Origin of the sequence: Pandoraea eparura (genome assembly GCF_902459725.1) — a bacterium.
GTDB lineage: Bacteria > Pseudomonadota > Gammaproteobacteria > Burkholderiales > Burkholderiaceae > Pandoraea > Pandoraea eparura.
In genome coordinates, this window is the sequence record NZ_CABPSH010000011.1 from 52,634 (window position 1) to 79,304 (window position 26,671).

Annotated in this window: 22 protein-coding genes, 1 pseudogene and 1 riboswitch; of the genes and pseudogenes, 7 read left to right on the forward strand and 16 right to left on the reverse strand. The window is 65.4% G+C overall.

Annotation, left to right across the window (positions count from 1 at the left end; genetic code table 11):
- Positions 1-3: 3 nt before the first annotated feature.
- From PEP31012_RS18970 to xdhA, 5 genes are all read right to left on the reverse strand, one after another.
- Entirely contained in the window at positions 4-1,428 is a 1,425-nt protein-coding gene (locus PEP31012_RS18970; protein ID WP_246171381.1) for an NCS2 family permease, read from the reverse strand.
- Between the two features lie 305 nt (positions 1,429-1,733).
- Positions 1,734-2,774 (reverse strand): adenosine deaminase, encoded by a 1,041-nt coding sequence (locus PEP31012_RS18975; protein ID WP_150590857.1) that lies wholly within the window; start codon positions 2,772-2,774, stop codon positions 1,734-1,736.
- An 88-nt stretch (positions 2,775-2,862) separates the two neighbouring features.
- Positions 2,863-3,942 carry a xanthine dehydrogenase accessory protein XdhC gene (gene xdhC, locus PEP31012_RS18980; RefSeq protein WP_150590858.1) on the reverse strand — a complete coding sequence of 360 codons (1,080 nt, stop codon included), beginning with the start codon at positions 3,940-3,942 and terminating at the stop codon, positions 2,863-2,865.
- Positions 3,942-6,290, reverse strand: a complete 2,349-nt coding sequence (xdhB, locus tag PEP31012_RS18985; RefSeq protein ID WP_150590859.1) for a xanthine dehydrogenase molybdopterin binding subunit — start codon at positions 6,288-6,290, stop codon at positions 3,942-3,944. Before xdhB ends, xdhC begins: the two co-directional genes overlap by 1 nt.
- A gap of 12 nt (positions 6,291-6,302) precedes the next feature.
- The gene (gene xdhA / locus PEP31012_RS18990) at positions 6,303-7,775 is read right to left on the reverse strand and encodes a xanthine dehydrogenase small subunit (protein WP_150590860.1); all 1,473 of its coding nucleotides are present in this window, start codon (positions 7,773-7,775) and stop codon (positions 6,303-6,305) included.
- Positions 7,776-7,964: 189 nt separating this feature from the next.
- Between xdhA and PEP31012_RS18995 the strand changes: the two genes are divergently transcribed.
- On the forward strand, positions 7,965-8,930 hold the full coding sequence (locus tag PEP31012_RS18995; protein WP_150590861.1) for a LysR substrate-binding domain-containing protein: 966 nt from the start codon (positions 7,965-7,967) through the stop codon (positions 8,928-8,930).
- A 116-nt stretch (positions 8,931-9,046) separates the two neighbouring features.
- On the opposite strand, the gene PEP31012_RS19000 is transcribed toward PEP31012_RS18995, so the two are convergent.
- The 4 genes from PEP31012_RS19000 to PEP31012_RS19015 form a co-directional block, all read right to left on the reverse strand.
- Positions 9,047-9,559 carry a disulfide bond formation protein B gene (locus tag PEP31012_RS19000; protein WP_150590862.1) on the reverse strand — a complete coding sequence of 171 codons (513 nt, stop codon included), beginning with the start codon at positions 9,557-9,559 and terminating at the stop codon, positions 9,047-9,049.
- Positions 9,560-9,793: 234 nt separating this feature from the next.
- Positions 9,794-11,179, reverse strand: a complete 1,386-nt coding sequence (locus PEP31012_RS19005; RefSeq protein ID WP_150590863.1) for an amidase — start codon at positions 11,177-11,179, stop codon at positions 9,794-9,796.
- Positions 11,180-11,181: 2 nt separating this feature from the next.
- Complete coding sequence (locus tag PEP31012_RS19010; protein ID WP_150590929.1) at positions 11,182-11,847, reverse strand: GntR family transcriptional regulator; 666 nt, start codon at positions 11,845-11,847, stop codon at positions 11,182-11,184.
- Positions 11,848-12,028: 181 nt separating this feature from the next.
- The gene (locus PEP31012_RS19015) at positions 12,029-12,715 is read right to left on the reverse strand and encodes a DUF2848 domain-containing protein (protein ID WP_150590864.1); all 687 of its coding nucleotides are present in this window, start codon (positions 12,713-12,715) and stop codon (positions 12,029-12,031) included.
- 501 nt (positions 12,716-13,216) lie between these two features.
- On the opposite strand from PEP31012_RS19015, the gene PEP31012_RS19020 reads away from it, so the two are divergent.
- Positions 13,217-14,998 carry a cation:proton antiporter gene (locus PEP31012_RS19020; protein ID WP_150590865.1) on the forward strand — a complete coding sequence of 594 codons (1,782 nt, stop codon included), beginning with the start codon at positions 13,217-13,219 and terminating at the stop codon, positions 14,996-14,998.
- Positions 14,999-15,283: 285 nt separating this feature from the next.
- On the opposite strand, the gene ribB is transcribed toward PEP31012_RS19020, so the two are convergent.
- Positions 15,284-16,036 (reverse strand): 3,4-dihydroxy-2-butanone-4-phosphate synthase, encoded by a 753-nt coding sequence (gene ribB / locus PEP31012_RS19025; protein WP_150590866.1) that lies wholly within the window; start codon positions 16,034-16,036, stop codon positions 15,284-15,286.
- Between the two features lie 97 nt (positions 16,037-16,133).
- Positions 16,134-16,313: riboswitch (FMN riboswitch) on the reverse strand.
- Between the two features lie 228 nt (positions 16,314-16,541).
- Positions 16,542-16,742 carry a heavy-metal-associated domain-containing protein gene (locus PEP31012_RS19030; RefSeq protein ID WP_150590867.1) on the reverse strand — a complete coding sequence of 67 codons (201 nt, stop codon included), beginning with the start codon at positions 16,740-16,742 and terminating at the stop codon, positions 16,542-16,544.
- 270 nt (positions 16,743-17,012) lie between these two features.
- On the opposite strand from PEP31012_RS19030, the gene PEP31012_RS19035 reads away from it, so the two are divergent.
- The 4 genes and pseudogenes from PEP31012_RS19035 to PEP31012_RS19050 all read left to right on the forward strand — a co-directional run bounded on the left by PEP31012_RS19035 (position 17,013) and on the right by PEP31012_RS19050 (position 21,784).
- Positions 17,013-19,685: a heavy metal translocating P-type ATPase gene (locus PEP31012_RS19035; protein ID WP_150590868.1), complete on the forward strand. Its 2,673-nt coding sequence runs from the start codon at positions 17,013-17,015 to the stop codon at positions 19,683-19,685.
- Positions 19,686-19,859: 174 nt separating this feature from the next.
- The gene (locus PEP31012_RS19040) at positions 19,860-20,666 is read left to right on the forward strand and encodes an endonuclease/exonuclease/phosphatase family protein (protein WP_150590869.1); all 807 of its coding nucleotides are present in this window, start codon (positions 19,860-19,862) and stop codon (positions 20,664-20,666) included.
- A 7-nt stretch (positions 20,667-20,673) separates the two neighbouring features.
- Positions 20,674-21,081, forward strand: a pseudogene (gene cueR / locus PEP31012_RS19045) (Cu(I)-responsive transcriptional regulator); the annotation flags it as partial.
- A gap of 562 nt (positions 21,082-21,643) precedes the next feature.
- Complete coding sequence (locus PEP31012_RS19050; protein ID WP_017234185.1) at positions 21,644-21,784, forward strand: DUF3563 family protein; 141 nt, start codon at positions 21,644-21,646, stop codon at positions 21,782-21,784.
- Positions 21,785-22,014: 230 nt separating this feature from the next.
- Here the strand turns inward: PEP31012_RS19050 and PEP31012_RS19055 are convergent, their stop codons facing one another.
- From PEP31012_RS19055 to PEP31012_RS19070, 4 genes are all read right to left on the reverse strand, one after another.
- Positions 22,015-22,479: a DUF995 domain-containing protein gene (locus PEP31012_RS19055; protein ID WP_150590871.1), complete on the reverse strand. Its 465-nt coding sequence runs from the start codon at positions 22,477-22,479 to the stop codon at positions 22,015-22,017.
- A 222-nt stretch (positions 22,480-22,701) separates the two neighbouring features.
- The gene (locus PEP31012_RS19060; RefSeq protein WP_150590872.1) at positions 22,702-23,367 is read right to left on the reverse strand and encodes a DUF799 domain-containing protein; all 666 of its coding nucleotides are present in this window, start codon (positions 23,365-23,367) and stop codon (positions 22,702-22,704) included.
- Complete coding sequence (locus PEP31012_RS19065; RefSeq protein ID WP_150590873.1) at positions 23,364-23,735, reverse strand: DUF4810 domain-containing protein; 372 nt, start codon at positions 23,733-23,735, stop codon at positions 23,364-23,366. The genes PEP31012_RS19060 and PEP31012_RS19065 overlap by 4 nt, the downstream gene beginning before the upstream one ends.
- Positions 23,736-23,875: 140 nt before the next feature.
- On the reverse strand, positions 23,876-24,517 hold the full coding sequence (locus tag PEP31012_RS19070) for a CsgG/HfaB family protein (protein WP_150590930.1): 642 nt from the start codon (positions 24,515-24,517) through the stop codon (positions 23,876-23,878).
- A 295-nt stretch (positions 24,518-24,812) separates the two neighbouring features.
- On the opposite strand from PEP31012_RS19070, the gene PEP31012_RS19075 reads away from it, so the two are divergent.
- Complete coding sequence (locus tag PEP31012_RS19075; RefSeq protein ID WP_150590874.1) at positions 24,813-25,289, forward strand: nuclear transport factor 2 family protein; 477 nt, start codon at positions 24,813-24,815, stop codon at positions 25,287-25,289.
- Between the two features lie 58 nt (positions 25,290-25,347).
- On the opposite strand, the gene PEP31012_RS19080 is transcribed toward PEP31012_RS19075, so the two are convergent.
- On the reverse strand, positions 25,348-26,658 hold the full coding sequence (locus PEP31012_RS19080; protein ID WP_150590875.1) for an Nramp family divalent metal transporter: 1,311 nt from the start codon (positions 26,656-26,658) through the stop codon (positions 25,348-25,350).
- Positions 26,659-26,671: the final 13 nt, after the last annotated feature.

Below are 26,671 nucleotides of genomic sequence, written 5' to 3' on the forward strand. Positions count from 1 at the left end.
TCGTTACATTTGCGTGAGCAGCAGCACTGCCAGCGCGGCGACGATCCACATCGCCGGCTTGATCTCCTTCACACGGCCCGTGAACAGCTTGAGCACCACGAACGCGAGGAAGCTATAGGCAATACCGTCGGTGATCGAGTACGAAATCGGAATCATCACCACGGCGATGAAACTCGGAATCGCCTCGTCCATGCGGTGCCATTCGATGCGCGCCACGGACTCCATCATAAACACCCCGACCAGGATCAGCGCCGGCGCCGTCGCGATGGCGGGCACCAGCGAGAGCATCGGGGACACAAACAGGAAGGGCAGGAACAGCAAGGCGCAGACGACGGCGGTCAGCCCGGTACGTCCACCCTGCGCAATGCCGGCGGCCGATTCGATGTAGGCGTTCGCCGGACTCGTACCGAGCGGGCCGGAGATCAGCACCGAGAACGAATCGACGATCATGGCCTGACGCATATTGCGCGGATTGCCGTTGCGATCCTTCATGTTGCCTGCCTCGGCAATGCTCATGAAGGTCGAGAGCGTATCAAAGAACGCGGTGAAGAGCATCACGAAGATGAACGGCAGGTACGCGACCTTGAGCGCGCCCAGCAGGTCGAGCTGGCCGATGCCCGAGAAGTCGGGGGCGGCGAAGAAGCCGTGGAAGTTCACCAGCGTGGCCGTGGCGATTTCCTTGGGGAAATACGCGCTGCCGTCTCCCCACAGGCGCCCGACCGGAATGGCCATGAGCGTGGTCGCGATGATGCCGATCATCAACGCACCGTTCACGCGGCGCGCGACGAGCACGGTCGTGAGCGCCAGCCCGATCAGGAACGTGACCGTCGGCGGCGACAAGTGGGCCAGACGCACGACGGTGACCGGGTCGCCCACCACGAGCCTGGCGTTGACCAGGCCGATCACGGTGATGAACAGGCCGATGCCGCACGAAATCGCATAGCGCAGGTTCGCCGGAATCGCCTCGACGACGAAGCGTCGCACATTGAGCGCGGCGAGCAGCGCGAAGAGGATGCCCGACCAGAACACGCAGCCGAGTGCCGTCTGCCAGGGCATGCCGACGCCGTGCACCATCGTGAACGCGAACAGCGCGTTCAGTCCCATGCCCGGCGCGACCAGCACCGGATTGCGGGCGTAGAGCCCCATCGCGCAACTGCCGAAGAAGCTGATGAGCACCGTCGCGGTCAAGGCTGCCGGAAACGCCATGCCGGTCTTCGACAGAATGGCCGGGTTGACGACGATGATGTACATCGCCGCGAGAAATGTCGTGATACCTGCGATCACTTCCGTGCGGAACGTCGATCCGAGCGCGGTGATGCCGAAATATCGGTCGAGGGTCGAGACAGGTTGCGCGCCCGCCACGCGCGTGCTGTCGTGGGCCGCTTCGGGCGCGGCACTGCCCGCAGGAGGGCTGAGCGATGAGTCCATGGGGTGTTGTCTCCGATGTTCTAAGGTGTCGTGCTCGCGTGACGCCGCGGGTGTGGGGGCACCGCGTGACGACTATCTGGGCACGCTCGAAAAATAGCATCGGGCCTCGGCGAAAATATTCCCCACGCAGCATGTTCCACATCATCGCAAGGTGATGTGGCGATGCATGGGGGCGCGGTGTGCGTCGTGCGGGAATGAAAACACCCCAAAAGTGGATCGCCAACTTTTGGGGTGCGGTTCCGCCTTCGGGCGGGGTTGGTATCGAGGGTGTCCTGGGCGGCCGGTCGACGGGTCCCGGTGAGCGCTTACCCGGCTTGCGCGGCGCGAAAACGCTCCAGTTCGCTCACTAGCCGTTGCTTTTCGCTGTCGTCGATGAACGAGGCTTCGAAGCTGTTCCTTGCCAACGTGTAAGCGTCATCGAGCGTCATGTCCAGGGCGTCGAACGTGGCGAGGAAGTTCTCGTTCAGGTAGCCGCCGAAGTACGCCGGGTCATCCGAATTGATCGTGACGGCCAGCCCGCGCTTGAGCAACGCGTGCAGCGTGTGCTGACCCATGTGCTCGAACACCTTGAGACGGACGTTCGACAGCGGGCACACCGTCAGCGCGATCTTCTCCCGGGCCAGGCGATCGAGCAACGCCTCGTCCTCAATCGCGCGAACGCCGTGATCCACGCGCTGGACGTGCAGCACGTCCAGCGCCTCGTAAATATACGCGGGCGGTCCTTCTTCTCCGGCGTGCGCCACGAGGTGCAGTCCCAACTCGCGGCACCGCGCGAACACGCGCGCGAACTTGGCGGGCGGATGGCCCTGCTCTGACGAATCGAGGCCCACGCCGACGAGCCGGTGCCCGTGGCTGTTGAAGTACGGCAGCGCCGTCTCCAGTGTTTGGAGGGCGTCTGCTTCCGGCAGATGGCGCAGGAAGCAAAGGATCAATCGGCTCGTCATGCCGTATTGCGTCTCGGCTTCGGCCAGCGCACGTTCGATGCCGTTGATGACCGTGGCCATCGACACGCCGCGCGCCGTGTGCGTTTGAGGATCGAAAAAGAGTTCGGTGTGGCGGATGTTGTCGGCGGCGGCGCGTGCGAGATAGGCGCGCGTCATGTCGTAGAAATCGTCTTCGGTGAGCAAGACACTCGCGCCCGCGTAGTAAATGTCCAGGAACGACTGCAGATCGGTGAAGGCGTAGGCGTCGCGCAGGGCCTCCACACTCGGGTAGGGCAGCGTGACGTGGTTGCGCTCGGCGAGCCGGAAGATCAGTTCGGGCTCCAGCGTGCCCTCGATATGCACGTGCAGCTCCGCCTTGGGCATGGCGCAAAGGGTCTTGGCGAGTTCGGGCGTGAGTGGCATGAATAGGTCTTGTTGAGGGGGATGGGCAGGATTTTACCGTCGCCCGCGACGACGAGGTACTCGGTGTCCCAGGTGCGGGGCACGGCCGTCAAACGGGATCGCCGGTGTGCTGCGGTACGGCCGGCCCGCTGTGTTGCATCTGTTGTTCGCGCACGCGCAGGAGTTGCGCGGCGACGGCAATCGCGATCGTCGCCGGCGCCTTGCCGGTGATGCCGGCCACGCCGATGGGGCAGATCATCTGCGCGAAACGCTCGGGCGGCACACCGCGATCGCGCAGGCGATGCTCGAACTGACGGCGTTTGGTCATCGATCCGATCAGGCCGAAGTAGGCAAAGTCGTCGCGCTTGAAAATGGCCTCGCACAGGCGCTGATCCAGCGCATGGTTGTGCGTCATGACCAGGAAATACGCACCCGCTGGCACCTCATCGACGACGGCCTCGGGGGTGTCGGTCGACTCGACGACGGTGTTCGGCGGCACCGTCTCCGGGAAGGTTTCGGTACGCTCGTCGGCCCAGGTCACGCGGCACGGCAGCGTCGCCAGCACCTGCACGAGCGCCTGTCCCACGTGGCCGGCACCGAACAGCGCAATATGGAAATCGCTCGGCGCCAGCCGCTCGCTCAGCCAGAGCCAACCGTCGCTGCCTTGCCAGAACGAGCAGGCGGCGTCGTCGGCGTCGCGGGTGAGCGTGTGCGGATGCGCGAGCGGCTCGTTCGGGTCGAGTGCGCTCAGCAGGACGGGGCCGCCCTGCTGCTGGCTGGCCGCCGCATCGGCCCCGGGCGCCCCGAACGCCACGCTGCGCAGACTGGCAACACCGGCCGCGAGCCGCTTGTGCAGGTCGCTCACCCACGCCAGATCGGCCAGCGTGAGCACCTCGAAGGCGAGGGTGACCGCGCCGCCGCAGCACTGCCCGAGGCTCGGGCCGAGCGCGAAACGCTCGACGTGCCGCGCGCCTTGATGGCCGTACTGGCGCAGCAACTGGCGGGCGACGTCCATCGCCCGCCATTCGAGATGGCCGCCACCGATGGTTTCCCAGACGTGCTCGCGCGTCACGAGCAGATGCGTGCCCGCTTCGCGCGGCGCGGAGCCTTCCACGCGCGCGATCGTTACCAGGACCGCGGCCTCGCCGCGGACCAGCAGCTTATGGGCGGCGTCGACCCAGCGATGCATCAGGCGGCGCTGCGCGTGCGCAGCTCGGTGATCGCCGTGAGCAGCGCTTCGGACGTTGCCGGCGCATTGAGCACCGGCTCGTCGCGATAGTCGTTCACGCTCGCCACGGCGTCGCGCAATGCGTTGAACACCGAGAACGGCAGCAGCAGCGGCGGCTCGCCGACGGCCTTGGAGCGGTGGATGGAATCCGACACGTTCGTGTTCTCGAACAGCGCCACGCGGAAGTCCGTCGGGCAATCGCTGATGCCGGGGATCTTGTACGTGGACGGTGCATGCGTCATGAGCTTGCCCGCCTGGTTCCACCACAGTTCTTCGGTCGTCAGCCAGCCCATGCCTTGAATGAACGCCCCTTCGACCTGCCCGATGTCGAGCGCGGGGTTGATCGATTTGCCGGCATCGTGAAGCACGTCGGCGCGCAGCAGCCGCCATTCGCCCGTGAGCGTGTCGAGTACCACTTCGGAGACGGCCGCGCCGTAGGCGAAGTAGAAGAACGGGTTGCCGTTCATGCTCGCGGCATCCCACGACAGGCCTGGCGTCGCATAGAAGCCGTCAGACCAAAGCTGCACGCGCGCCCAGTAGGCCGCTTCCACCAGATCGGGGAAGGGGATGTCGTGGCCGTTCGCGCTCACGACATCGTTGGCAAACTGCACGTCGTCGGGCGAGCCGCCGTACGTCTGCGCGGCAAACGCGGCCAGACGCTGGCGAATCTGCCACGCGGCGTTCTGCGCGGCCTTGCCGTTCAGGTCGGCGCCTGTCGAGGCGGCCGTGGCCGACGTGTTCGCCACCTTGCTCGTGTCTGTCGCCGTCACGCGCACATGCGAGAGATCGACGCCCAGTTCGTGCGCCACCACCTGCGCGACCTTCGTGTTCAGGCCCTGGCCCATCTCGGTGCCACCATGATTGACCAGCATCGAGCCGTCACGATAGATGTGCACCAGCGCGCCCGCCTGGTTGAAGGCCTGCACATTGAACGAAATGCCGAACTTCAGGGGCGTGAGCGCGAGTCCCTTGCGCAGCACGGGACTGGTGCGGTTGAACGCGCGCACCGCGTCGCGTCGCGCACGGTACTCGCTCGTCTGCTCCAGTTGCGCGACGAGTTCGTGAATGACGTTGTCCTTGACCACCTGCCCGTACGGCGTAACGTTGCGCTCGGTCTTGCCGTAGAAGTTCACGCGACGCACGTCGAGCGCGTCTTTGCCCAGGCGCCGTGCGATGGCGTCCTGCACAACTTCCATGATGAGCGCGCCTTGCGGGCCGCCAAAACCGCGAAACGCCGTGTTCGATTGCGTGTTCGTCTTGCCGCACAGCGCGCGCAGGTCGGCGTCGGGCACGAAGTAGGCGTTGTCGAAGTGGCAGATGGCGCGCGTGGCGACGGGTCCCGACAGGTCGGCCGAGAAGCCGGCGCGCAGCGTCATGTCGACCTTCGCGCCCGTGATGCGGCCGTCGTCGTCGAAGCCGACGTCGTATTCGAAGTAAAAGCCGTGGCGCTTGCCGGTCATCATGAAATCGTCGTCACGATCCAGGCGCAGCTTCACGGGGCGTTTCAAACGCGTGGCGCACAACGCGGCGACACAGGCAAACAGCCCCGATTGCGACTCCTTGCCGCCGAAGCCGCCGCCCATGCGACGGCATTCGACCTGCACCTGGTGGCTGTGCCAGCCCAGTGCGTGCGAGACGAGCGCCTGCATCTCGGTCGGGTGCTGCGTCGAGCAGTAGACGTGAATGCCGTCGTTTTCCTTCGGAATTGCGTATGAAATCTGTCCTTCGAGATAGAACTGCTCCTGCCCGTTGCATTCGAACGTGCCGCTCAGACGGTTCGGTGCGGCTTGCAGCGCGGCATCGGCGTCGCCGCGGCGCAGGTGATAGGGCGGCAGCACGCTCGCCCCCGCGGCCTTCGCGGCCTGCGGTGTGAGGATGGCGGGCAGGTCTTCGTATTCGCCCTTGGCCAGACGCGCCGCGCGGCGGGCCGCGTCATGCGATTCGGCCACCACGGCGAACATCGGCTGACCGATGTACTGGACGAGGCCGTCCGCGAGAATCGGGTCGTCGTGAACGACCGGACCGCAATCGTTCACGCCGGGGATGTCGGCGGCAGTGAATACCGCGACCACGCCCGGCGCCCGACGCACGGCGTCGAGATCGAGCGAGAGCACGCGTGCATGCGCCTTGGGCGACGCGCCGAGCGCGCAGTGCAGTGTGCCTTGGAGTTCGGGGATATCGTCGGTGTAGGTGGCTTCGCCGGCCACGTGGAGTTCAGCCGACTCGTGCGGCCGCGAGCGGCCCACCTGTGCGCTGGCGCCTGCCGCGGCACCGGTCTGCGTCATGAAGCCTTCAACTTGCGTGTTCATGGGCAACTCCGGTTAGCCGTGGGCGAACGCGTTGACTTCGTGTGCCGCAAGCGGCGCATCGAGGCGCGTCTCCAGGAAAAAACGATACAGCAGATTCTGCGCGCCGGCCAGCCGGTAGGCGCTGGTTGCACGCATGTCCGAGAGCGGCTGGTAGTCGGTCGGCAAGGCCGCCATCGCCGCGCGCACGGTGGCGTCGGTCCAGGGCTGGCCCATCAGAGCCGCTTCGATGGCGCTGCCGCGCTTGGGCGTGGCCGCCATGCCGCCGAAGGCCACCCGCGCCGAGCGCACGGTCTCGCCATCGAGTTCGACGGCGAAGGCGGCGCATACCGCCGAGATGTCCTGATCGAAACGCTTGGCCAGCTTGTAGGTGCGAAAGCGCTGGGCGGCTCCCGGCAGCGGCACGCGGATGCCCTGCACGAATTCGCCCGCTTCGAGCGCGTTCTTCTGATAGGCGAGGTAGAAGTCTTCGAGCGGCATCTCGCGCACGACCCCGTCGCGATGCAGCACGATGCGCGTGCCGAGCACGATCAACGCGGGCATCGAATCGCCGATAGGCGAACCGTTTGCGACGTTGCCGCCCAGCGTTCCGGCGTTGCGGATCGGGAACGAGGCGAAGCGCTGACGCAGCTCGGCCAAATCCGGATAGTGGTTGACGAGCGCATCGAACGCATCGTTGAGCAGGGCGCCCGCACCGATGTACAGGCCGTTCGGACCCTCGGAAATCTCGCGCAACTCCGCCACCTGTCCGACATAGATCAGGTGCTTCAGCTCGCGGAACTGTTTGGTGACCCACAGGCCGACGTCGGTGCTGCCGGCCAGAAGGCGCGCGTCCGGATGGGCGGCGCGCAGGCGGCCGAGTTCGGCCAGCGTACGCGGGGCGTGGAAGATCTGGCCGTTGTGTTCGTACGACAGGGTGTCGTCGCGCTGCAACGCCTGAAGCCGCTTCGCCAGTACCGCGCGGTCGAACTCATGGCGCGGCAGGTCGAACATCTGCTGGGCGGCGTCGACGATCGGACGATACCCGGTGCAGCGGCACAGATTGCCGGAGAGCACATCGTCGATCTCGCGGCGGGTCGGGCAACCGGCTGCTGCTGGGCGGTTCACGTACATGGCCCACAGCGACATCACGAAGCCCGGCGTGCAGAAGCCGCATTGCGAGGCGTGGCAGTCCACCAGCGCCTGCTGCACCGGATGCAGCGCGCCATCAGGCGCGCGCAGGTCTTCGACCGTGAAGAGCGCACGGCCGTCGAGCGTGGGCAGGAACTGGATGCAGGCGTTGACCGCGCGCAGTGCCACGTTGCCATCGTCGGCCAGTTCGCCGATCACGACGGTGCAGGCGCCGCAATCGCCCTCGGCGCACCCTTCCTTGGTGCCGGTGCAGTGCAGGGCTTCGCGCGTGTACTGAAGCACGGTACGGGTCGTGGCTTCGCCAGTGACCTCGTGCACCTTGCCGCGGTAATAGAAGCGGATGGCTTGTGTCTCCATGGTTCTCAGTGTAGTGCAGTGGGATTGCGGGCGCGCCGGGACATGGCCGGCGTGGATATGAGCCGAAGATAGCACTGGCGGCGGGGGTAAATATTTCGCGGCCATGATGATGCCTATTCGGTCGCCCCGATGAGGTGGCATTGTCATAAACTATGGCTCGACCCCAAGCCTCGCAGAGCGCGCCCGACCATGCAAAGACCCCGCGAACAGATCGACGCCTACCTGCTGCGGGTGCTGCACACGCTGCTCACCGAACAGAGCGTCTCGCGCGCCGCGCTCAAGCTCGGCCAGTCGCAGCCCGCCATCAGCAATTCGCTGCGCCGCCTGCGCGAGATCACGGGCGACGCCATCCTGGTGCGCGGCAAGAGCGGCATGGTGGCGACCGAGCGTGGCCGCGAGCTGCTGGGCTACGCGACCGACGCGCTCGCCGCCATCGAGCGCATTACCCATCCCGCCACGGAATTCGCGCCGCAGACCACCACGCGGGCGTTCCGCCTCGGTGCTCCCGATTACCTGGACGCCGTTTTCCTGCCCAATATCGCCGAAGTGCTGCGCCGCGATGCCCCTTCGGCGCGGTTGCACGTGCAGCCGATCAATACGGCATTCGACTATGCGGGGGCGCTGGAGAACGGCTCGCTCGACGTGGTGATCGGCAACTGGCTGGAGCCGCCGCCGCAACTGCACATGTCCCGGCTGTTCGACGACGAAGTGGTTTGCATGCTCGGCGCGCAGCATCCATTGGCGAACAAGGGCATTTCGCTTAAGCATTATCTGGAATTGCCGCATCTGGCGCCGACACCGTACGTGGCCGAGCGACAGAGTTTCATCGACGGGTGTCTGGCCGAGCAGGGCCTGCGCCGCAATATTCAGATGACGATGCCGTACTTCGGACTCGTGCCCTATGTACTGATGCGCACCGACCTGGTGTTCACGACGGGGCGCCAGTTCGCGCAGCACTACGCCCGCTACCTGCCGATTCGGGTGTTGCCGTCGCCCTTTGCCTTTCCGCCCATGCGCTTTTACCAGCTTTGGCACGAGCGCACGCACGCCGCGCCGGAGGTGACATGGCTGCGCCGGCGAGTGGCGGAAGTGGCGACGGAACTCGATGCCGCGAACGGCGGCGGGACGCAGGCGCCCGTGCTGGCGCGGCCATGATGGCGGGGGATGGAAGGCGGGACCGCCACAGCGCAACGCCATGAATGGAGGCGTGGGAGGCGCGGCGCGATGAGGCCGCTGCCCGGGGGGCAGACGGCCGGTGAAATCGGCGACGCTCAGCGCAGCGAAATCGCGCGACGCGGACGACGCAACGCCAGCGACAGGAAAATCACGACAAACGCGGCGAGCGACCACATCGGCAGTGTCAGACCGAGGATCGGCGGGTACATCGTCTGACACATCCCCTGAACCTGGAAGACCTGCGGCAGCAGGCGCGACGTCGGCAAGGCGTCGACAAATGCCTCGACCACGTCGTACCCGCAACTCACCAGCGGATTGGCCTGCACGTAGATCAGATATCCCGATGCGGCCATGCCGCCGATCGCCGACAGGGCGGCAAGCACGCGCGCGAACTGAATGCCCGCCCAGCCACGTGAGACGGCGCCCGCCAGACCGAAGATCGCGATCAGCACGAGCGCGTAACGCGCCAGAATGCACAGCGGACACGGATCCTCGTGACGCACGTACTGGAAGTACAGTGCACCGCCCAACAGGGCGAGGCAGATGACGGTGAGCAGGAGATACCGCAGACGTTCGCGGCGCAGGGCCGGGTCGATTTGAGCGTTCATTTCACTTCGGGCGGTGGGCCATCACGAATCCCGCGCAACCCCGCATGACGCCGGGCGGCAGGCACTTGGGCAGGCATTGTAACCCCAGCCCGAGGCCTGCGTGAGTCGAAAAATTACGGAACTATTTGCCCGAAAATCAGACGTTTGCGCGTGGTGCGCCGACGGTCATGGCCCTGTGGTGCCGAGCGGGCGGCGCGGGCGTTGCCAGCGATACTGCCGCCCGCGCCGCCGGCCTCACCGGCCCAGGCCCGCCGAGCGCAGGGCGTGCTCGATGGCGCGCCCGACCGGGAACAGACGTGCGTCGTCGCCCGCCGCGGCGCTCACCATCAGGCCGATGGGCGCTTCGCCCGGGGCCTGACATGGTAGCGAGAACGCGCAGCCGTCGATCATGTTGATGGCCGTGGGGTTGCGCAGCACCAGCGCGTTGGTGGCCGTGAAGGTGTCGTCGCTCGCCTCGAGCGGCGCGATGGCCGGTGGCGTGAGCGGTACGGTCGGGCACAGCACCGCGTCGAACCCTTGCCAGACGGGGGTTGCTGCCGCAATGAGCGCGTCGCGGGCATTCAGCAGGTCGATGTAGTCGGCGGCGCTGGCCGGCTCACCCTTGCGGATGCGCACCAGCACGCGCGGATCGTAGTCCTGCGCACGCTCGGTCAGCAGCTTGCGATGCCACGCATAAGCCTCGATGGGCGAAAAGCCGAAGCGATTGATGGCGGGCAACCGTTCGAACGGCGTGAACTGGAATTCCACCAGCGTTGCCCCCGCCTTGGCGAGCGTGGCGAGGGCGCGTTCGTAGATGGCGATGGCGGCAGGTTCCGCCCCGTCCAGTACGAAGTTCGTCAACACGCCCAAGCGCATGCCGCGAACGTCGCGCGGTGCCGGCACGGATTCGTCGACGGCATGGCCCGAGAGAATCGCATCGACCCAGGCGCAGCAATCCACCGAGCGGCCGATGGGGCCGACCGAGTCCAGTGATGTCGACAGCGGCAGGGCGCCGTCGCGCGGCGTGCGCGCGGCGGTCGGCTTGAAGCCGGTCAGGCCGCAGAAGGCCGACGGAATGCGGATCGAGCCGCCCGTATCGGTGCCGAGCCCGACCGCCGCCATGCCATCGGCCACCGACGCGGCGGCACCCGACGACGATCCCCCGGCAATATGGCCCGCCTCGCGCTGCCACGGCGAGCGCGGTGTGCCGTAATGCGGGTTCAGGCCGAGGCCGGAAAAGGCGAATTCGGTCATGTTGGTGCGGCCGATGATGACGGCGCCGGCCTGACGCAGACGCGCCACGGCGACGGCGTCGTGCTTGGCCGGGGCGGCGTCCGACAGGGCTTTGGAACCTGCCCGCGTGACTTGCCCCGCCACGTCGAACAAATCCTTCACCGACACGGGCACCCCCATGAGCGGCGAGAGGCGCGCGCCTGCCCGGCGCAGCGCGTCGAGTCCGTCGGCGGCGCTGCGTGCGGCTTGCGCGTCGACTTGCGTGAAGACGACGTTGCCCTGACCCGCCGGATCATGGATGCGCGCGAGCGCCTGCTCGGTCAGCGCACGGCTGGTGGTGCGCCCGGCGTCGAGCGCGGCGGCGAGGTCGGACAGGGGGCGTTGCAGATCGATGGCGTCGGTGCTCATGGTCAGATCGCTTTCAGGATATGGGTGCGGAATTCTTCGATATGCCGGGCGATGGCCTGGCGGGCGCGCTCGGCATCGTGTGCGGCGAGCGCCTCAAACAGTTCGAGGTGCTCTTCGTAGACGCCTTCGAGGTGGCTCGGCGTCGACAGGGCGAGGAACCAGAAACGCAGCGAGCGCTCATGCAGGCCGCGCAGCAGCTCGGCGAGTGTCTGGTTGCGCGAGGCACGCGAGATGGCCAGATGGAAGTCGCGGTCGATGCGCATCATCGCCGCCACGTCGCGCGCGGCGATGGCCGCCTGAGACCGTGCCAGCACTGCCTCGATGGCCGCGAGGTCGTCCGGTGTGGCGGCGCGCGCGGCCAGTGCCGCGCAATACGTCTCGTTGATCATGCGCACGTCGATGATCTCGAGCGCATCGTTGAGCGAGACCGGCGCGACCATCGCCCCCTTGCGCGGCAGGATGACCACCCACCCTTCGAGCGAAAGGCGGTGCATCGCCTGATGCACCGGGGTGCGCCCGAGCCCCGTCGACTGCATCAACTGCGCTTCGTTGAGCGTCTCGCCCGGGCGCAGACGCAGCGTGATGATGTCGTGCTTGATCGCGTCGTACGCGCGCTCGGTCAGGCTGCGGCCATCCGTGGCGGACGGCGGCGTGGCCGTTGCAGTCATCTCCGACGCCGCGGAGGTGGCGGACGCCGCTGACGCCGCGGGTGCAAGGGGAGGGGGCACGAGCCGGGTGTCGTCGGCGGGGCTGTCGGGGGTGTTGTCGGGCATCGGGGCGGGTCGGGTCTGTCGGCGGGCGTCGATGTCGGGGCGCGCTTGCGCGGGCTCCGGTCGGCGCGAGTCGATTTTAGTCGGCAATCGCCAGCGCCTGCGTGGCGTAGCGATGCCGGATCGTGCGGCCGAGAACCGGGTCGTGTAGTTCGATCTCGAACTGCTCGCCGCCGGCCACGCCGCCAATGGCAGCGAGTGTGCCACAGAACATGGCGGCGCCCGCCGGCAGGCCGTCCGGTCCGAGTTTCTCCATCAGTTCCTGCGGCGAGAGCAGGCCGGCTACCGTGCCTTCCTGATAGAGGCGCCGTTCACCGTCACGCGTCACCCAGGAGCGCAGTGTCAACTGATCCCAGTGCGCGACGACATCGGCGAAGCGCCACGCGTTGCGCGCCACCGGCTTCGCGCAGACCTGCTTCGAGACGGTCACGCCATAGGCCTCGACTTCGCGGTCGGTGTGATCCGAGCCCACGCTCACGAGCAGATCGTTGCCGTGGCGCACGAGCACGCATTCGGCTTCGCCGCTGCTTGTCTGGCCGACGACATCGATGGCGTCGCTTTGCGCCAGCAGGGCGGGGGCGAGCCGGTAGAAGCAAGGCGTGCTCGACGGACGGCGCACGCCCAGCGCGGCCAACTCGGCAATGTGATGCTCGACGGCGTTGCGATCGCGCCCGGCCCAGCCGGCGATGATCAACGTGTCGATCGGCACGTCGACGGATGACTGGGCGCCGTCGCCGGACACCGTGAAGGACAGACGGGAATGCATAAGGGGATCACTCCTGTGAAATTCGTTTGATATTTATGTGATATTTCACAAGATAGGGCGACAAAACGCAAGTCAAAAAATTTCGCGGAGGGGGGGAATGATGGGAATTTTTTATGAAAAGCCCCGTCAATCTTGGGTTGCGCGCGTGTTCGCCCATCGCGTATATTGATCCGGCGCCAGTCGTTGGCCGGACATTCGTCAGATATTTGCCGATCCGAACCGGTCACGGGGCCGGAGATCCTTCGGACGTTCGAGGGGGATTCGGGAGATTCGGGGGAGGTACGGCCCGTCGGCCCGACGGCAAATGCCCCAAGTGGCGACCGCGTGAGCGGGCGAACGAGCGCAACGTCTATCAAGCCGGCGGCACACGGCCGGCTTCCCACCTTCATCAAGCAGCACGTCTTGCCTCACCGCAGCGGCCCGTCAGGGAAGCGGCGCGTGCCGGGCGTGTCGTCAAGAACACCAAAATCGGCGCAACGCGCCGCGGGGAGAACGTATCGGATGCATCACGCCATCGACTTCATTCAGGACCTGGCCGTCATCATGCTGCTGGCCGGCATCGTGACGGTCATCTTCAACCGGTTTCGACAACCGGTCGTGCTCGGCTATATCGTGGCGGGCGTGATCATCGGCCCGTACACGCCGCCGTTCGCGCTGATCCATGACGAGAAGACGATCGGTATCCTGGCCGAACTCGGCGTGGTGTTCCTGATGTTCTCGCTGGGGCTGGAGTTCAGCTTGCGCAAGCTCGCGCGGGTGGGCGTGACGGCATTCGTGGCGGCGATCACCGAGATCGTGCTGATGCTCTGGCTCGGCTACGAGATCGGCCGTTTCTTCGGCTGGAAGGCGATGGACTCGATCTTCCTCGGCGCGATGCTCGCCGTCTCGTCGACCACCATCATCGTCAAGGCGCTCGACGAACTCGGCATGAAGCGAGAGCGTTTCGCCCAGCTCATCTTCGGCGTGCTGATCGTGGAGGACGTGCTCGCCATCGGCATGATCGCACTGCTCTCGGGCATCGCCATCAGCGGCTCGGTCGATGCCGGCGAGGCTACCTTCACGCTGGGCAAGCTGTTGCTGTTCATGGTGGTCTCGCTTGTGGTGGGCATACTGCTCGTGCCGCGCATTCTCGCGTACGTGGCGAAATTCAAGAGCGACGAGATGCTGCTGGTGGTCGTGCTCGGTCTGTGCTTCGGCTTCTGCCTGCTGGTGATCCAGATGGGATACAGCGTGGCGCTCGGCGCGTTCCTGATCGGTGCGATCATGGCCGAGGCGCGTGAGCTGCACACCATCGAGCGGCTGATTGCCCCGCTGCGCGACATGTTCAGCGCCGTATTCTTCGTCACTATCGGGCTGCTGCTCGATCCGCACGTGCTGGTCACGTACATTTGGCCGATTCTCGTCATCACCCTCGCGGTGGTGATCGGCAAGATCGTGTCGTGCGGGCTGGGGGCGTACCTCTCGGGCCAGGACGGACGGACGTCGATGCGCGTGGGCATGGGCCTGTCGCAGATCGGCGAGTTCTCGTTCATCATCGCGTCGCTCGGGCTGTCGCTCAAGGTGACGAGCGACTTCCTTTACCCGATTGCCGTGGCTGTGTCGGTCATCACGACACTGCTCACGCCATACCTGATCAAGAGCGCCGACCCGTTCACCGGTTGGCTCGGTCGCGCGATGCCCGGGCGCCTGTCGTACGTGCTGCGTCAGTACACGCAGTGGCTGCAGAGCATTCATCTGACGGGAGATGGCGCGGCGCTCGTCGGCATCGTGCGTCGCATCGTGATGAGCGTGGCGATCAATCTGGCGCTCGTCGTGACGATCTTCCTCGGCGGCGCGTTCTTCTATCGGCGTCTGGCCGACCTGATGTCGCCGTGGGTGCGCGACCCGAGCCTGCAAAGTGCAGTGGTTTGGGGTGTGGCACTCGTGCTGTCGCTGCCGTTCCTGATCGCGGTGTACCGCAAGCTCAAGTCACTCTCGCTCTTGCTCGTGGAGTTGTCAGTGTCGCCGAGCCTGACCGGACGGTATACGTACCAGGTACGCCGCGTGGTGGCCGAGATTCTGCCGATTGCCGCGATGGTCGGGGTGATCCTGCTGGTGGCGGCGTTGTCGGCGAGCATCCTGCCGTCGACGGAGATGGTCGTGCTGATCGTGGCGGGCACGGTGGTGCTGGCGATCGTCATGCGAAGCTGGTTCGTGCGGATGCACGCGAAGCTCCAGATCGCGCTCAAGGAGACGCTGGAACACCAGTCCGATAGCGAGCAAGGCGGCGGCTCCCCGCATTGAGCGACGCGCGTGCCGCGCGGCGCCCCGACGATGGCGCGCAGGCATCAAGGCCCGCCGGCGGTGAACGCCACTGAACTGGACCCCAAGCGTCGGATATCGATCCGACGCTTGGGGCTTTCATGGCGTGGAGCGACCGTAAAGCCTCTCGCCGTGTCGTCGCCGGACCGGCCTTTTCTGCTTCGCGCGGCGGTTTCGTCGACATTCCATTTCGCCAGCACGGCGGCTTGTGCCGTGGCCGTGAAGCGGGTGTCGCGAATTCGCCGCGGTGCCGGCTGTGTCGCTGGCTCAGGCCGCCTGCGCGAGGCTACGGCGATAGTGGGCCAACTCGTCGATGGTCAGAATCGGCAGGCCATGCTGCGCGGCGAAGCGCTCGATGTCGGCGCCGCGCGTCATCGTGCCGTCCGGATTCATCAACTCGCACAGCACGGCGGCGGGTTTCAAGCCGGCAAGCGTGGCCAGATCGACCGAGCCCTCGGTGTGACCGCGACGCGTGAGCACACCGCCCGGCTGCGCACGCAGCGGGAATACATGGCCCGGGCGGGACAGGTCGGCGGGCTGCGCGTCGTCGGCAATTGCGGCGCGAATCGTGGTGACGCGGTCGGCGGCGCTCACGCCGGTGCTCACACCCTGACGCGCCTCGATCGTCACAGTGAACGCCGTACCGTAACGGCTCTGATTCTCGTCGACCATCGGCGGCAGATCGAGACGACGCAGTGTCTCGTCAGGCAGACACAGGCACACGATGCCACTGCATTCGCGGATCAGCATGGCCATGGTGGCCGGGGTGATTTTCTCGGCGGCGACGATCAGATCGGCCTCGTTCTCGCGGTCCAGGTCGTCCATGAGGATGACCGGACGGCCTTCGCGCATGGCGTCGAGCGACGCTGCCAGACGGACGTCGACCGGCGCCAGGTTGGCGAATGCCGGGTAGGCGTGCAGATCGTCGGTGGCACAGGTTGTGCGGAGCACATCGCTCACGTGCGTGGTCGATGCGGTGGTTTGCGGAACGGCTTGGGTGGTGCTTTGGATAACGGACATGAAACGCTCCTCGCGTCAATCAATCGGGCGAAAAACGTTTTCGGGGCATGCGAACGGACGCCTCCATGGGACGGCATCCCATGGCGCGCGGGTATCGACGCATCTTCTCTCATCCGGACTATGACCGTCGGCTCTGGCCTCGCACCAGATCTGCTGACCCTGCCGATGTCACGGAAGCGACGGTGGCAGGCGCTCGCGGGCTCGCGACACACGCAGCTTGCACTGCGTGGCGTCACATACCGCCGGTGGGGACTTTCACCCCGCCCTGAAGACGTGTATGCCGCTCGCAGCGCACCTCGCAGTCACGGATCGCGTGGCGTCGTTGCGTAGTCGGCGAGAGAGAGCGTAGCACAAGGGACTGCTGCGCTGCAGGGAAGACTGCGTGGCGCATGGGGGAATGACGGGCGGGGAGTGGCTCGACGTCGACTCGGGAGGACGACTCACGCGGATGTCGCCCCGACCGCCGACGCGAGCGGTGCGCAACATCCGGCGTGGGGGGGGATGGTCAGGCGTGGATGCCTTTGACGGTGTAACCAGCGTCGGCGATGGCGGTGCTGACCTCGGCGGGCGAGAGACGGCTTTCGACGTCGACGCGTCCCGAGTCCAGATCCACATTGACCTTGGCGGCGGCATCGCGCTCGGTGATCGCACGCGTGACGGCCTTGACGCAATGACCGCAGCTCATCCCTTCGACTTGCACTTGCATGTTGCACTCCTTGAAAGCGGTTTCGGTGACGGTGATCAGACAAACCGATGATAGACCTTCCTACGGCAGGAAGCTCAAGCACTATTTTCAGCGGAATCGCCGGACTGCCCGGATGTTGCCCAAACCCAAGCGGTTCCGGGGGCGCTATCGTAATCAATGACGAGACTGCCATGTCGCGGCGTGAGACACATTGACGCCGGTCGCTTGACCTTCCCTTGATGGGAAGGTCTATGCTCAACACATGATGACAGTCCTCCTGGAGACCTTGAAATGACTCGGAACTGGTCGGTCGGTATCGAAGGCATGACCTGCGCCTCATGTGTGACGCGGGTTGAGAAGGCGTTGCGGCGCGTACCGGGCGTAGCCAGCGCCAACGTCAATCTCGCGACCGAGACAGCGGCCGTGGAAGCCTCGCCCGGCGTCGCGCCCGCGGCGCTGCTCGGCGCGCTCGAGACGGCCGTCAACGACGCGGGATATCACGTGGCCGAGCAATCGTTCGAGTTGGCGATTGGCGGCATGACCTGCGCATCGTGCGTGGGGCGAGTGGAGAAGGCCCTTCGCCAGGTGCCCGGTGTGGTCGAGGCCAACGTCAACCTGGCGACGGAGCGTGCCGCCGTGCACGGGGTGCGGGGCGTGGTCGACGTGGCGGCACTCATCGCGGCCGTGGAGCAGGCGGGATACGAAGCATCGCCACTCACCGATCCGGCGCAGGCGGCCACCTCCCATGAGGGGCCGGCGTGGTGGCCGGTGGCTGTGGCGGCGGCGTTGTCCCTGCCGCTGCTGCTGCCGATGCTGCTCGAACCGTTCGGTATTCATGTGATGCTGCCCTCGTGGGGGCAATGGCTGCTTGCCACCCCGGTGCAGTTCTGGCTCGGTGCGCGGTTCTATCGGGCGGGTTACAAAGCGGTGCGTGCCGGTAGCGGCAATATGGATTTGCTGGTGGCGTTGGGCACGTCAGCGGCCTATGGGCTGAGTCTCTATGAGTGGTGGCGCGCGCCGGCGCACGGCATGGCGCATCTGTATTTTGAAGCGGCGGCTGTGGTCATCACGCTGGTGCTGCTCGGCAAGTGGCTGGAAGCGCGGGCCAAGCGTCGCACGGTGGAAGCGATCCGTGCGCTGGCGGCCTTGCGTCCCGAGACGGCGCGCGTGTTGCGCGATCCGCACGGCGCGTCGAGCGAGGTGACGGTGCCGCTGGGCCAGGTGAAGCTGGGCGACTGGGTGGTGGTGCGTGCCGGGGAGCGGGTGCCCGTCGACGGCGTTATTCGCGACGGGGCGAGCCAGCTCGACGAATCGCTGCTGACCGGAGAACCGTTGCCCATCGAGAAGGCGGGCGGCGACACGGTCGTTGGCGGCTCGATCAACGGCGCCGGTACGCTGCGGGTGGAGACGACGGCTGTCGGGGCCGATACGGCGCTGGCCCGCATCATCCGCATGGTGGAGGACGCGCAGGCTGGCAAGGCCCCGATCCAGCGGGCGGTCGACCGGGTGGCGGCGGTGTTCGTGCCGGTGGTGGTGCTGGTCGCTGTCGTGACGCTGGGGGCCGGCTGGGCGCTGGGCATTGGCCTGGAGGCCTCGCTGCTCAATGCGGTGGCGGTGCTGGTCATTGCATGTCCGTGCGCGCTGGGGCTGGCTACGCCGGCCGCGATCATGGTGGGCACCGGGGCGGCGGCGCGGCAGGGCATTCTCATCAAGGATGCCGAAGCGCTTGAGCTGGCGCACCGCATCAGCGTTGTGGCGTTCGACAAGACGGGAACGTTGACCGAAGGCAAGCCGCGGCTCGTGGCCTATCTGCCCGTGGCGGGCGTGCGTGCCGATACCCTGCTGCGGTGGGCCGCTGCGGTGCAGTCGGGCAGTTCGCACCCGCTGGCAAAGGCGGTCACGATGGCTGCCGAGGAGGCTGGGCTGAGCTCGGCGGTGCCGACCGCATTCGACATCGTCGCGCTGCCGGGGCGAGGGATGCGGGCGCGTATCGAGGAAGTGGAGGACGTTAAGGTCGCTGGAGGCGTTGGAGGCGTTGGAGGCGTTGGAAGTGTTGGAAGTGTTGGAGGTATTGGAGGTATTGGAGGTATTGGAGGTATTGGAGGCGTGGGAGGGGTTGGGAAAGTTGAGGATGTTGAGGACGGTGGGGGCGTTGCGAAAGTAGGCGCCTCGAGCGACGTTCACATGCTGCAGTTGGGGAACGCGCGGTTGCTTGAGGAACTGGGTGTCTCGCAAGGGGCGTTGGCACAGGAAGCGGCGCGTCTGGCGACCGAGGGGCGCACCATCTCCTGGCTGGTCGAGACCGTGGAGGAGGGCGCAGGTGCCGATGTGCCGGCGCGGTTGCTCGGTCTGCTGGCGTTCGGCGACACGCTCAAAGCGACGGCCCGGCCAGCCGTCGACCGCTTGCATGCGCTGGGCGTGCGTTGCGTGATGGTGACGGGCGACAACGTTGGCAGCGCCAAGGCGGTGGCCGACGCCTTGGGGCTCGACGAAGTGCACGCCAACGTGCTGCCGGAGCACAAGGCGGCCGTGATTGCACAACTCAAGCGCGATGGCGCCGTCGTAGCGATGGTGGGCGACGGCATTAACGATGCCCCGGCGCTGGCTGCGGCCGACGTCGGCATCGCCATGGGCTCGGGGACCGATGTGGCCATGCAGACGGCAGGCATCACGCTCATGCGCGGCGATCCGCTGCGGGTGGCCGATGCCATTGACGTGTCGCGTCGCACGTGGTCGAAGATTCGCCAGAACCTCTTCTGGGCCTTCGCGTACAACGTGGTCGGTATTCCGCTGGCGGCCTTCGGGCTGCTGAGCCCGGTGATTGCAGGCGCAGCGATGGCCCTCAGCAGCGTCAGTGTGGTGAGCAACGCGCTGCTGCTGCGGCGCTGGCGTTCGTCAGCAACACAAGACGTCGGCACCGGCGTGGCCGCGCGGAAGAGCGAGGCCCGTCACGCCAGCGCCTGAGGGCCGGTTGCCCGGGCACAAGGCGAACGGCGCATAATGAACCAATTAGGGCGACGCATCGGCAGAGACTCTCCGATGGGTCGCTGGGATTGTCATCTGTCTTGAAATTCGTCGAAAACGGCATCATTTGAGTAATATCGTCTGCCTTCCGGCGCGGGGTGATTGCTGCTGAACATGAATAGTCTCCATATCGCGAGTTACAACATCCACAAGGGCTTTTCCGCATTCAACCGTCTGCGCGTGCACGAGTTGCGTGCCGGGTTGGAAGGGCTCGCGCCCGATCTGGTCTTCCTGCAGGAAGTGCAGGGCCTGCATCAGGGGCATGCGGTGCGCCACCGGAACTGGCCGGTGCAGCCGCAACACGAGTTTCTGGCCGGCGCCACGTGGCGCGATCACGCGTATGGGCGCAATGTCGTCTACGAACAGGGGCATCACGGCAATGCGATTCTGAGCCGTTACCCGATTGTCAGGTCGGACAACCACGACATCACGACCTATAGTTTTGAGAAGCGCGGCATGCTTCACTGCGAGATTGCCGTGCCGGGTCTGAAGCAGCCGTTGCATTGCCTGTGCGTGCATTTGTCGTTGGCCGGCCACGGTCGTCGTCGACAGTTCGACATGTTGACGGAACGGGTGGCCGAGGCCATTCCCGCGGATGCACCGCTGATTATCGCGGGCGATTTCAACGACTGGAGCAATCAGGCGGATCGGTTGCTGGCAGACAGGCTGGCGTTGACCGAGGTGTTTCAGAACCGGGCGGGGCGTCCGGCGCGCAGTTTTCCGAGCGGCTTGCCGCTTTTACGACTTGACCGCATTTACGCACGAGGCTTTCATATTGAAGGGGCGCAGGTGTTGCACGGGCGTCCCTGGTCACGGATTTCCGATCATTCGCCGATCAGCGCTCGACTTGTGCCGTCTGACGCCGAGACGACGATGAACGGTTCCTCCACCCCGTCGTTCAACCCTCGTTCCCCCCAGTGAGGCAGCCATGAACATCGGACAAGCGGCGCAGGCCAGCGGCGTGACGGCCAAGATGATCCGGTATTACGAAAGTATCGGCCTGATGCCTCCGAGTCCCCGCTCTGAGGCAGGTTATCGGCGATATGGCGAGCAGGATCTCCATCTGCTTCGCTTCATTCGTCAGGCGAGGCGGCTGGGTTTCGGGATCGATCAGATCCGTCAATTGCTGGCGTTATGGCAGGATCGCGACCGGTCCAGCGCGCAGGTGAAGGCGTTGGCGCAATCTCATGTCGATGAACTCAACCAGCGCATCGGTGAATTGGTGGCCATGCGCGACACGCTCTCCCATCTCGCCGCGCACTGCCATGGCGATGATCGTCCCGACTGCCCGATCCTGGAGGGGATTGCTGCCGCCGAACTTTCCAGCCATCCGGGGGGCAATGCGGCGCGTTCCGCCAGTACGATGACGCCGTGCAGTCCGGCGCCCTCGGCCACCGCGGCCGACACGGTGACGGCGACCGAAAGCGGGGCGGGCGGCTCGGTCGGTGACGGCGAGGGGCAGGTCCGTCAAATCCCGCTGGCGTAAATCGTCGAGTTCGGGCGTCGTGCGGCCAATGTGGCGGTCTGACATCGTCGAGTTCGGGCGTCGTGCGGCTAATGTGGCGGTCTGACATCGTCGAGCTCGGGCGTCGTGCCACCAATGTGGCGGTCTGACGCGCATCATTCCCTATGGCGCGCCGCAGCAGCGGCGCTTTTTTTGTCTCGCGAATTTTGATTCGCCCCTGCGACAGGGCGCCGCAGCGAGGTGTTGTGTCGTGTCGACAGTCTTTTATCGCATTGATTTAAAAAAGAAAATTTAGGAATTGAGTGCATTCGAGGCGAGCCTCTAGCAGATTTTCGGTGTTTTTCACAAATAGGTGCTAACCCTTAACGGGAAAACCCTATATAATGCGAAGCACTGCTGCGATGCAGCACACTAAATGAACTGGAGAAACGTCATGGTTGCCGCCCTGTTTGAAGTCGTGAACACTTGGTTTGAAACTGCTGAGCGTCGTCGTCGCGAAGCGTTCCTGGCTGAGTCGAAGGACATCATTGAGCTGGAACAACGTATCCGCGCGCTCGAAACCGCCGGTTACTAAGCAAGTTTTTAGCAAGTCCCTTTGGACGAACGGTCGTCGCTGGCGCAATCAGGCAAGTCGATCGTCACCATGGGCGATTCCCGTCATTCATGTGATGACGTGCGACGGCGCCCAACCGTGAGTCCAGATGCCAATCCCTGAAGTTTCGGGGTTGACGCGTACAAGCCCGCCATCCCTGGCGGGCTTTGTCGTTTACGTGGTTCCGTTTCGCGTGTCCCGGCGGGCCGAATCTACTTCTCGATCCTGAACTCGGTGGCAAGCGCGGCGCCGTTGGCGAGCGAGGCCACGCCGTAGTACTTGTCGCCGACCTTGAACATGAAGCGGCACCAGTTCTCGGTGAGCGAGCGCCACTCGAGGTTCACGCAATACGACCCGTTGTCGTTGACCGACCACGTGCCGGTGGCGTGGGCGATCTGATTCGCGCGGCTCCCCGATCCCATGCCGCCCTTGTTGTCGCTCGTGGCGTTGAGCGACCCATTGGTGTCATTGATCCATCGGCGCGTACTGCCGTTGTTGGCGAGGTTGGTGATATGCGCGCCGGGCATGAGTGCTCGTAGTTCGTCGACGCTGAGTTGCTGGCCGTTGGCGTCCTTGATATCGGACAGATGCATCGGGTCTGCATGGGCGAACGACGACAGCGCGAGCAGGCCGGTGGCAAGGAATGCCGTGGCGGGGGAAGTGATGCGGCGGATCATGATGACTCCCGGACGAAGCCTGCCGACGTGGCGTGCAGGCCGACGAGACGCGCGTCGCTACGGGGCGTGCGTGTCGTCAGATGTTGTCATCCCGCATTGAGACGCGGTGTCGCTATCGGTCCGGGTGATGCGTTAATACTATAGGTGACAAGCTGGCGTCTGCCCAGTGGCGTGCTGTCCCAGGGCGGGGCGACCCGCCGCCCCGGGGCACGTGGGGTGGCCTCAGTCGGTACCGTACTTCGGCGAGCGCGGGCCGTAGAGCAGGCCGTTGGCGTGACCGGCAGACAGCAGGCGCGCATTGGCGGTGCCCGCGACCGTGTAACCGGCGTTCGACACGCTGTTGACGATCTGCTTGACCGCCGCCGTGATCAGCATGCCAATCAGACCGCCGCCACTGTTGTTGTTCCCCTCGTTGCTCGACGCGCTGGCCATTCCGCTCCACAGCTTGGCGCCGTTGCGCAGATCGATGAGGTCGGCCGAGACGGTCACCACCGTAGCGCTGTCGAGCACCATGTACTTCGTGCCGTATTGCGTGATCTTGATGTAGAGCGCGGCATCAGCCCCGAAGATCTCGCGCAGCTTGGCCGGACTCACCTGGTGGATGTCGCCGGCCACGGTCAGGCCGTTCTGGCGGAACGACTCGTCGACCAGGGCGACGGGCATCACGTAGTAGCCAGCCTCACCCAACGGCACCGTGACCTGCGAGAGTACGCTGTATGTGGCATCGATGTCCGGCGATTCGTTCAGCGGTGGCAACACCAGAATCGACTTCGGGCGGCTTTCCTTGAACGCGGTGTAGTCGTACGGCCTGGCCTGATGCACCGCACAGCCGGTCATGACGGTGGCCAGTACCGCTACCGTCAGCCATTGACAGAGTCGAACGATCATTGCTTGGCCTCCGAGGTCTTGTGCTTGAGGAGAAAGTCGATGTAACCGGCCGACTCGGGGAACAACTGCTTCTCGGTCTGGAATTCCTCGACCATCCTGTCGGACTTGCCCACCGATGCGTAGAGCAGGCCGAGGTGGGCGTGATAGCCCGGCGGCACGGCGCGATTGGCCGCCTTGATCTTCTCGAGATCGCGCTCGAGCGCGATGATCTGCGCTTCTTTCGATTCTCCCTTGAAGTATTCGTAGACTTGCGGCTGGTAGCTTTCCCAGTCGTACAGGGGCTTGGGCGGCGTGGCGCAGCCTGTGAGCAGCGCGCCACCGAGGATGGCCAGCGCGGCGGCACGGCCGGACGAGAACTTGCGATTCATGGCGATAGAGATCCTGACAGGCAGGCGGCGGCGCGCGCAGACATCGCGCCCGCCTGCACGTGACGTGCTAGGTCGGGGCGCGTCATGAACGACGCGCCGCAGCATGCGGCGACTAAGGAGTGGCGGGCTTACTTGCCGGCTTACTTGCCGGGTTTCCAGGCACCGCTTTCGATGCCTGCGACCAGGTTGTTGACGGCTTCGCGCATGGCCAGGTCGAGGACCTTGCCGTTGAGCGTCGAGTCGTAGCCGGCGGTGCCGCCGAAGCCGATCACTTCACGATTGGACAGCGCGAACTCTCCCGCACCGCCGCTCGAGAAAACGACTTCCGACGTGGCGATGTCGACCACGTTGAGGTTGACCTTGGCATAGGCGATCTGCTCGCGGCCCCGGCCGAGAATGCCGAAGAGTTGCTTGTCGCCCACTTCCTTGCGGCCGAACTCGACGACGTCGCCGGTGATCACGTAGTCGGCGCCCTTGAGCGTTTGCTGGGTCTTCTTGATGTTGGCTTCCTGACGAATCTCGGCCATGTTGTCGCGGTCGAGCACGTTGAAGCGGTTGGTCTGCTGCAGATGGGTGATCAGGATGGTCTTGGCCTGACTACCGAGGCGGTCGACATTATCGGAAAAAACGCCACGCATGTACGCGGACCGGTTGTCGAACTTGCCGACGGCGATTGGCGTGCGTACCCCGACGTAGGGACGGCTGGCACTTTCGACCTTGGCGACTTGCAAGGTGCGCGAGCTTTCGGTGGCGCAACCGCCGAGCACGCCGGCGGCGAGCATGACGGCGCTGAGCAGCGCAATGCTGGACTTGCTTTTCTGCACGGTGAAACCCCTGTATGTGTTTTGACCCGGCGGGCGAGGCACGATGGCATCGACCTGTGACGGGTATCCGATCCGCTTACCGATATTGCCGACTTATCTGCGTAAGGTTTGGTAAGGGGTGCTGATCTTAGCATGCGTCATGGGCGTGTTGGTGCGCTTCGGTAGGTGTGTACGCCCCTGCGCCAAGCGGCGAGCGCGGCTTGGCGATACACTCGCACGGTTTGCCCCTCATATTTTCGATAGGAGTGTTGTCATGGCCGACAGTGAAGCCCGCCCGCCGTTTCCGCCATTCACGCGCGAGACTGCAATTCAGAAGGTTCGTATGGCCGAGGACGGCTGGAATTCGCGCGACCCCGCGCGGGTTGCGTTGGCTTATACGGTCGACAGCCGCTGGCGCAATCGTGCCGAATTTCCGCGTGGCCGCGAGCAGATCGTCGAATTCCTGACACGCAAATGGCAACGCGAACTCGACTATCGACTGATCAAGGAGCTCTGGGCATTTACCGAGAACCGCATCGCGGTGCGGTTCGCTTACGAATGGCGAGACGATTCGGGCAATTGGTTCCGTTCGTATGGCAACGAAAACTGGGCGTTCGACGCGCAAGGGCTCATGGCCGAGCGCCACGCCAGCATCAACGACTCGCGTATCACCGAAGGCGAGCGCCTGTTCCATTGGCCGCAGGGACGGCGTCCCGACGATCATCCGGGGTTGACCGAGCTCGGGCTGTAAAGCCGACGGGCATGGCGACGGTGACGCTGATGCGCGTCGCGTCGCCGTTTGCGCCCCCTCAGTCCAACCCGACGATGAGCAGCAGGTTGGTGGCGGTGATGACCGCGAAGAGGCCCCATGCGAGCACCTGTGCGGGACGCCCGAGCGTGTTGCCGTTCATCACGCGCGGGTCGCTCACCGAGCGGATGAGCGGCCACATGGCGAACGGCAGTTGCAGGCTGAGCAGCACCTGACTCCACACCAGCAGCTTGCCCACGGCGCCATCGCCGAGCCAAAGCACGCCGATCAGCGCGGGCACGAGCGCCAGCCCGCGCGTGATCAGACGTCGCTGATAGCAGGGGATCCGGGCGTGCAGAAAGCCGTCCATGATGACCTGCCCGGCGATGGTCCCGGTGAGTGTGGAACTTTGTCCCGACGCGAGCAGGGCGATGCCGAACAGGAAGGCCGCGGCGCTGCCCGCAATCGGCGTGATGAGCCGATACGCCTGCTCGATATCGGTGACGTTGGTCTGGCCGCTGGTGTGAAATACCGAACCCGCCAGTATCAGAATGGCCGCATTCACGCACATGGCGAGCGCGAGCGAGACCCATGTGTCGAGGCGCACCAGCGCAAGGGTGTCGCGCACGTCGCCGCGTTTGCCACCGACCACCCGCCGCGTCTGCACCACCGACGAATGCAGGTACAGGTTGTGCGGCATGATCGTGGCGCCGACGATGCCGAGTGCCAGCACGAGAGCATCGTGCCGGTCGTGGCTGGGCGCGCCGGGCACGAGACCGGCGGCCACCGCGTGCCAGTCGGGCGGCACCATGGCCACTTGGGCGACGAAGCACAGCGCCATCGTGCCGATCAAGCCGAAGACGATGGCTTCGATCTGGCGGAAGCCTTTGCCCTGCAGGCCGAGCACGATCATCGTGTCGAACGCGGTGAGGACGATGCCCCAGGCGAGCGGCACCCCCAGCAACAGCTTGAAGGCGAGCGCACAGCCCAGGACTTCGGCGATATCGCAGGCGACGATCGAGATCTCGGCGGTGATCCACTGGACGAGTCGCCCCGCCCACCCGTAGCGCTCGTAGCTCGCCTGCGCGAGGTCGCGCCCGGCGACCAGTCCCAGCCGGGCCGCGAGCATCTGGAGAAAGATGGCGGCAAGGCTCGAGAGCGCGACCACCCAGAGCAGCGCATAGCCGAATTGCGACCCGGCCTGGATGTCCGTCGCCCAGTTGCCGGGGTCCATATAACCGATGGCGACGAGCAGGCCCGGGCCGGCAAAACGCTTGAGCTTGATCCAGCGCGGTTCGCGCGCGTCGACGACGATGCTGCCTTTGACTTCGGAAGGACAGAAGGGCGCAGTGGCGGTGGTCGGCAGCGGCATGAGCAAAGGAGAT

Excerpts from the sequence above, each read along its gene's own strand:
- PEP31012_RS18970 (WP_246171381.1), bottom strand. The coding sequence starts at position 1,428 with ATGGACTCATCGCTCAGCCCTCCTGCGGGCAGTGCCGCGCCCGAAGCG.
- PEP31012_RS18975 (WP_150590857.1), bottom strand. The coding sequence starts at position 2,774 with ATGCCACTCACGCCCGAACTCGCCAAGACCCTTTGCGCCATGCCCAAG.
- xdhC (WP_150590858.1), bottom strand. The coding sequence starts at position 3,942 with ATGCATCGCTGGGTCGACGCCGCCCATAAGCTGCTGGTCCGCGGCGAG.
- xdhB (WP_150590859.1), bottom strand. The coding sequence starts at position 6,290 with ATGAACACGCAAGTTGAAGGCTTCATGACGCAGACCGGTGCCGCGGCA.
- xdhA (WP_150590860.1), bottom strand. The coding sequence starts at position 7,775 with ATGGAGACACAAGCCATCCGCTTCTATTACCGCGGCAAGGTGCACGAG.
- PEP31012_RS18995 (WP_150590861.1), top strand. The coding sequence starts at position 7,965 with ATGCAAAGACCCCGCGAACAGATCGACGCCTACCTGCTGCGGGTGCTG.
- PEP31012_RS19000 (WP_150590862.1), bottom strand. The coding sequence starts at position 9,559 with ATGAACGCTCAAATCGACCCGGCCCTGCGCCGCGAACGTCTGCGGTAT.
- PEP31012_RS19005 (WP_150590863.1), bottom strand. The coding sequence starts at position 11,179 with ATGAGCACCGACGCCATCGATCTGCAACGCCCCCTGTCCGACCTCGCC.
- PEP31012_RS19010 (WP_150590929.1), bottom strand. The coding sequence starts at position 11,847 with ATGACTGCAACGGCCACGCCGCCGTCCGCCACGGATGGCCGCAGCCTG.
- PEP31012_RS19015 (WP_150590864.1), bottom strand. The coding sequence starts at position 12,715 with ATGCATTCCCGTCTGTCCTTCACGGTGTCCGGCGACGGCGCCCAGTCA.
- PEP31012_RS19020 (WP_150590865.1), top strand. The coding sequence starts at position 13,217 with ATGCATCACGCCATCGACTTCATTCAGGACCTGGCCGTCATCATGCTG.
- ribB (WP_150590866.1), bottom strand. The coding sequence starts at position 16,036 with ATGTCCGTTATCCAAAGCACCACCCAAGCCGTTCCGCAAACCACCGCA.
- PEP31012_RS19030 (WP_150590867.1), bottom strand. The coding sequence starts at position 16,742 with ATGCAAGTGCAAGTCGAAGGGATGAGCTGCGGTCATTGCGTCAAGGCC.
- PEP31012_RS19035 (WP_150590868.1), top strand. The coding sequence starts at position 17,013 with ATGACTCGGAACTGGTCGGTCGGTATCGAAGGCATGACCTGCGCCTCA.
- PEP31012_RS19040 (WP_150590869.1), top strand. The coding sequence starts at position 19,860 with ATGAATAGTCTCCATATCGCGAGTTACAACATCCACAAGGGCTTTTCC.
- PEP31012_RS19050 (WP_017234185.1), top strand. The coding sequence starts at position 21,644 with ATGGTTGCCGCCCTGTTTGAAGTCGTGAACACTTGGTTTGAAACTGCT.
- PEP31012_RS19055 (WP_150590871.1), bottom strand. The coding sequence starts at position 22,479 with ATGATCCGCCGCATCACTTCCCCCGCCACGGCATTCCTTGCCACCGGC.
- PEP31012_RS19060 (WP_150590872.1), bottom strand. The coding sequence starts at position 23,367 with ATGATCGTTCGACTCTGTCAATGGCTGACGGTAGCGGTACTGGCCACC.
- PEP31012_RS19065 (WP_150590873.1), bottom strand. The coding sequence starts at position 23,735 with ATGAATCGCAAGTTCTCGTCCGGCCGTGCCGCCGCGCTGGCCATCCTC.
- PEP31012_RS19070 (WP_150590930.1), bottom strand. The coding sequence starts at position 24,517 with ATGCTCGCCGCCGGCGTGCTCGGCGGTTGCGCCACCGAAAGCTCGCGC.
- PEP31012_RS19075 (WP_150590874.1), top strand. The coding sequence starts at position 24,813 with ATGGCCGACAGTGAAGCCCGCCCGCCGTTTCCGCCATTCACGCGCGAG.
- PEP31012_RS19080 (WP_150590875.1), bottom strand. The coding sequence starts at position 26,658 with ATGCCGCTGCCGACCACCGCCACTGCGCCCTTCTGTCCTTCCGAAGTC.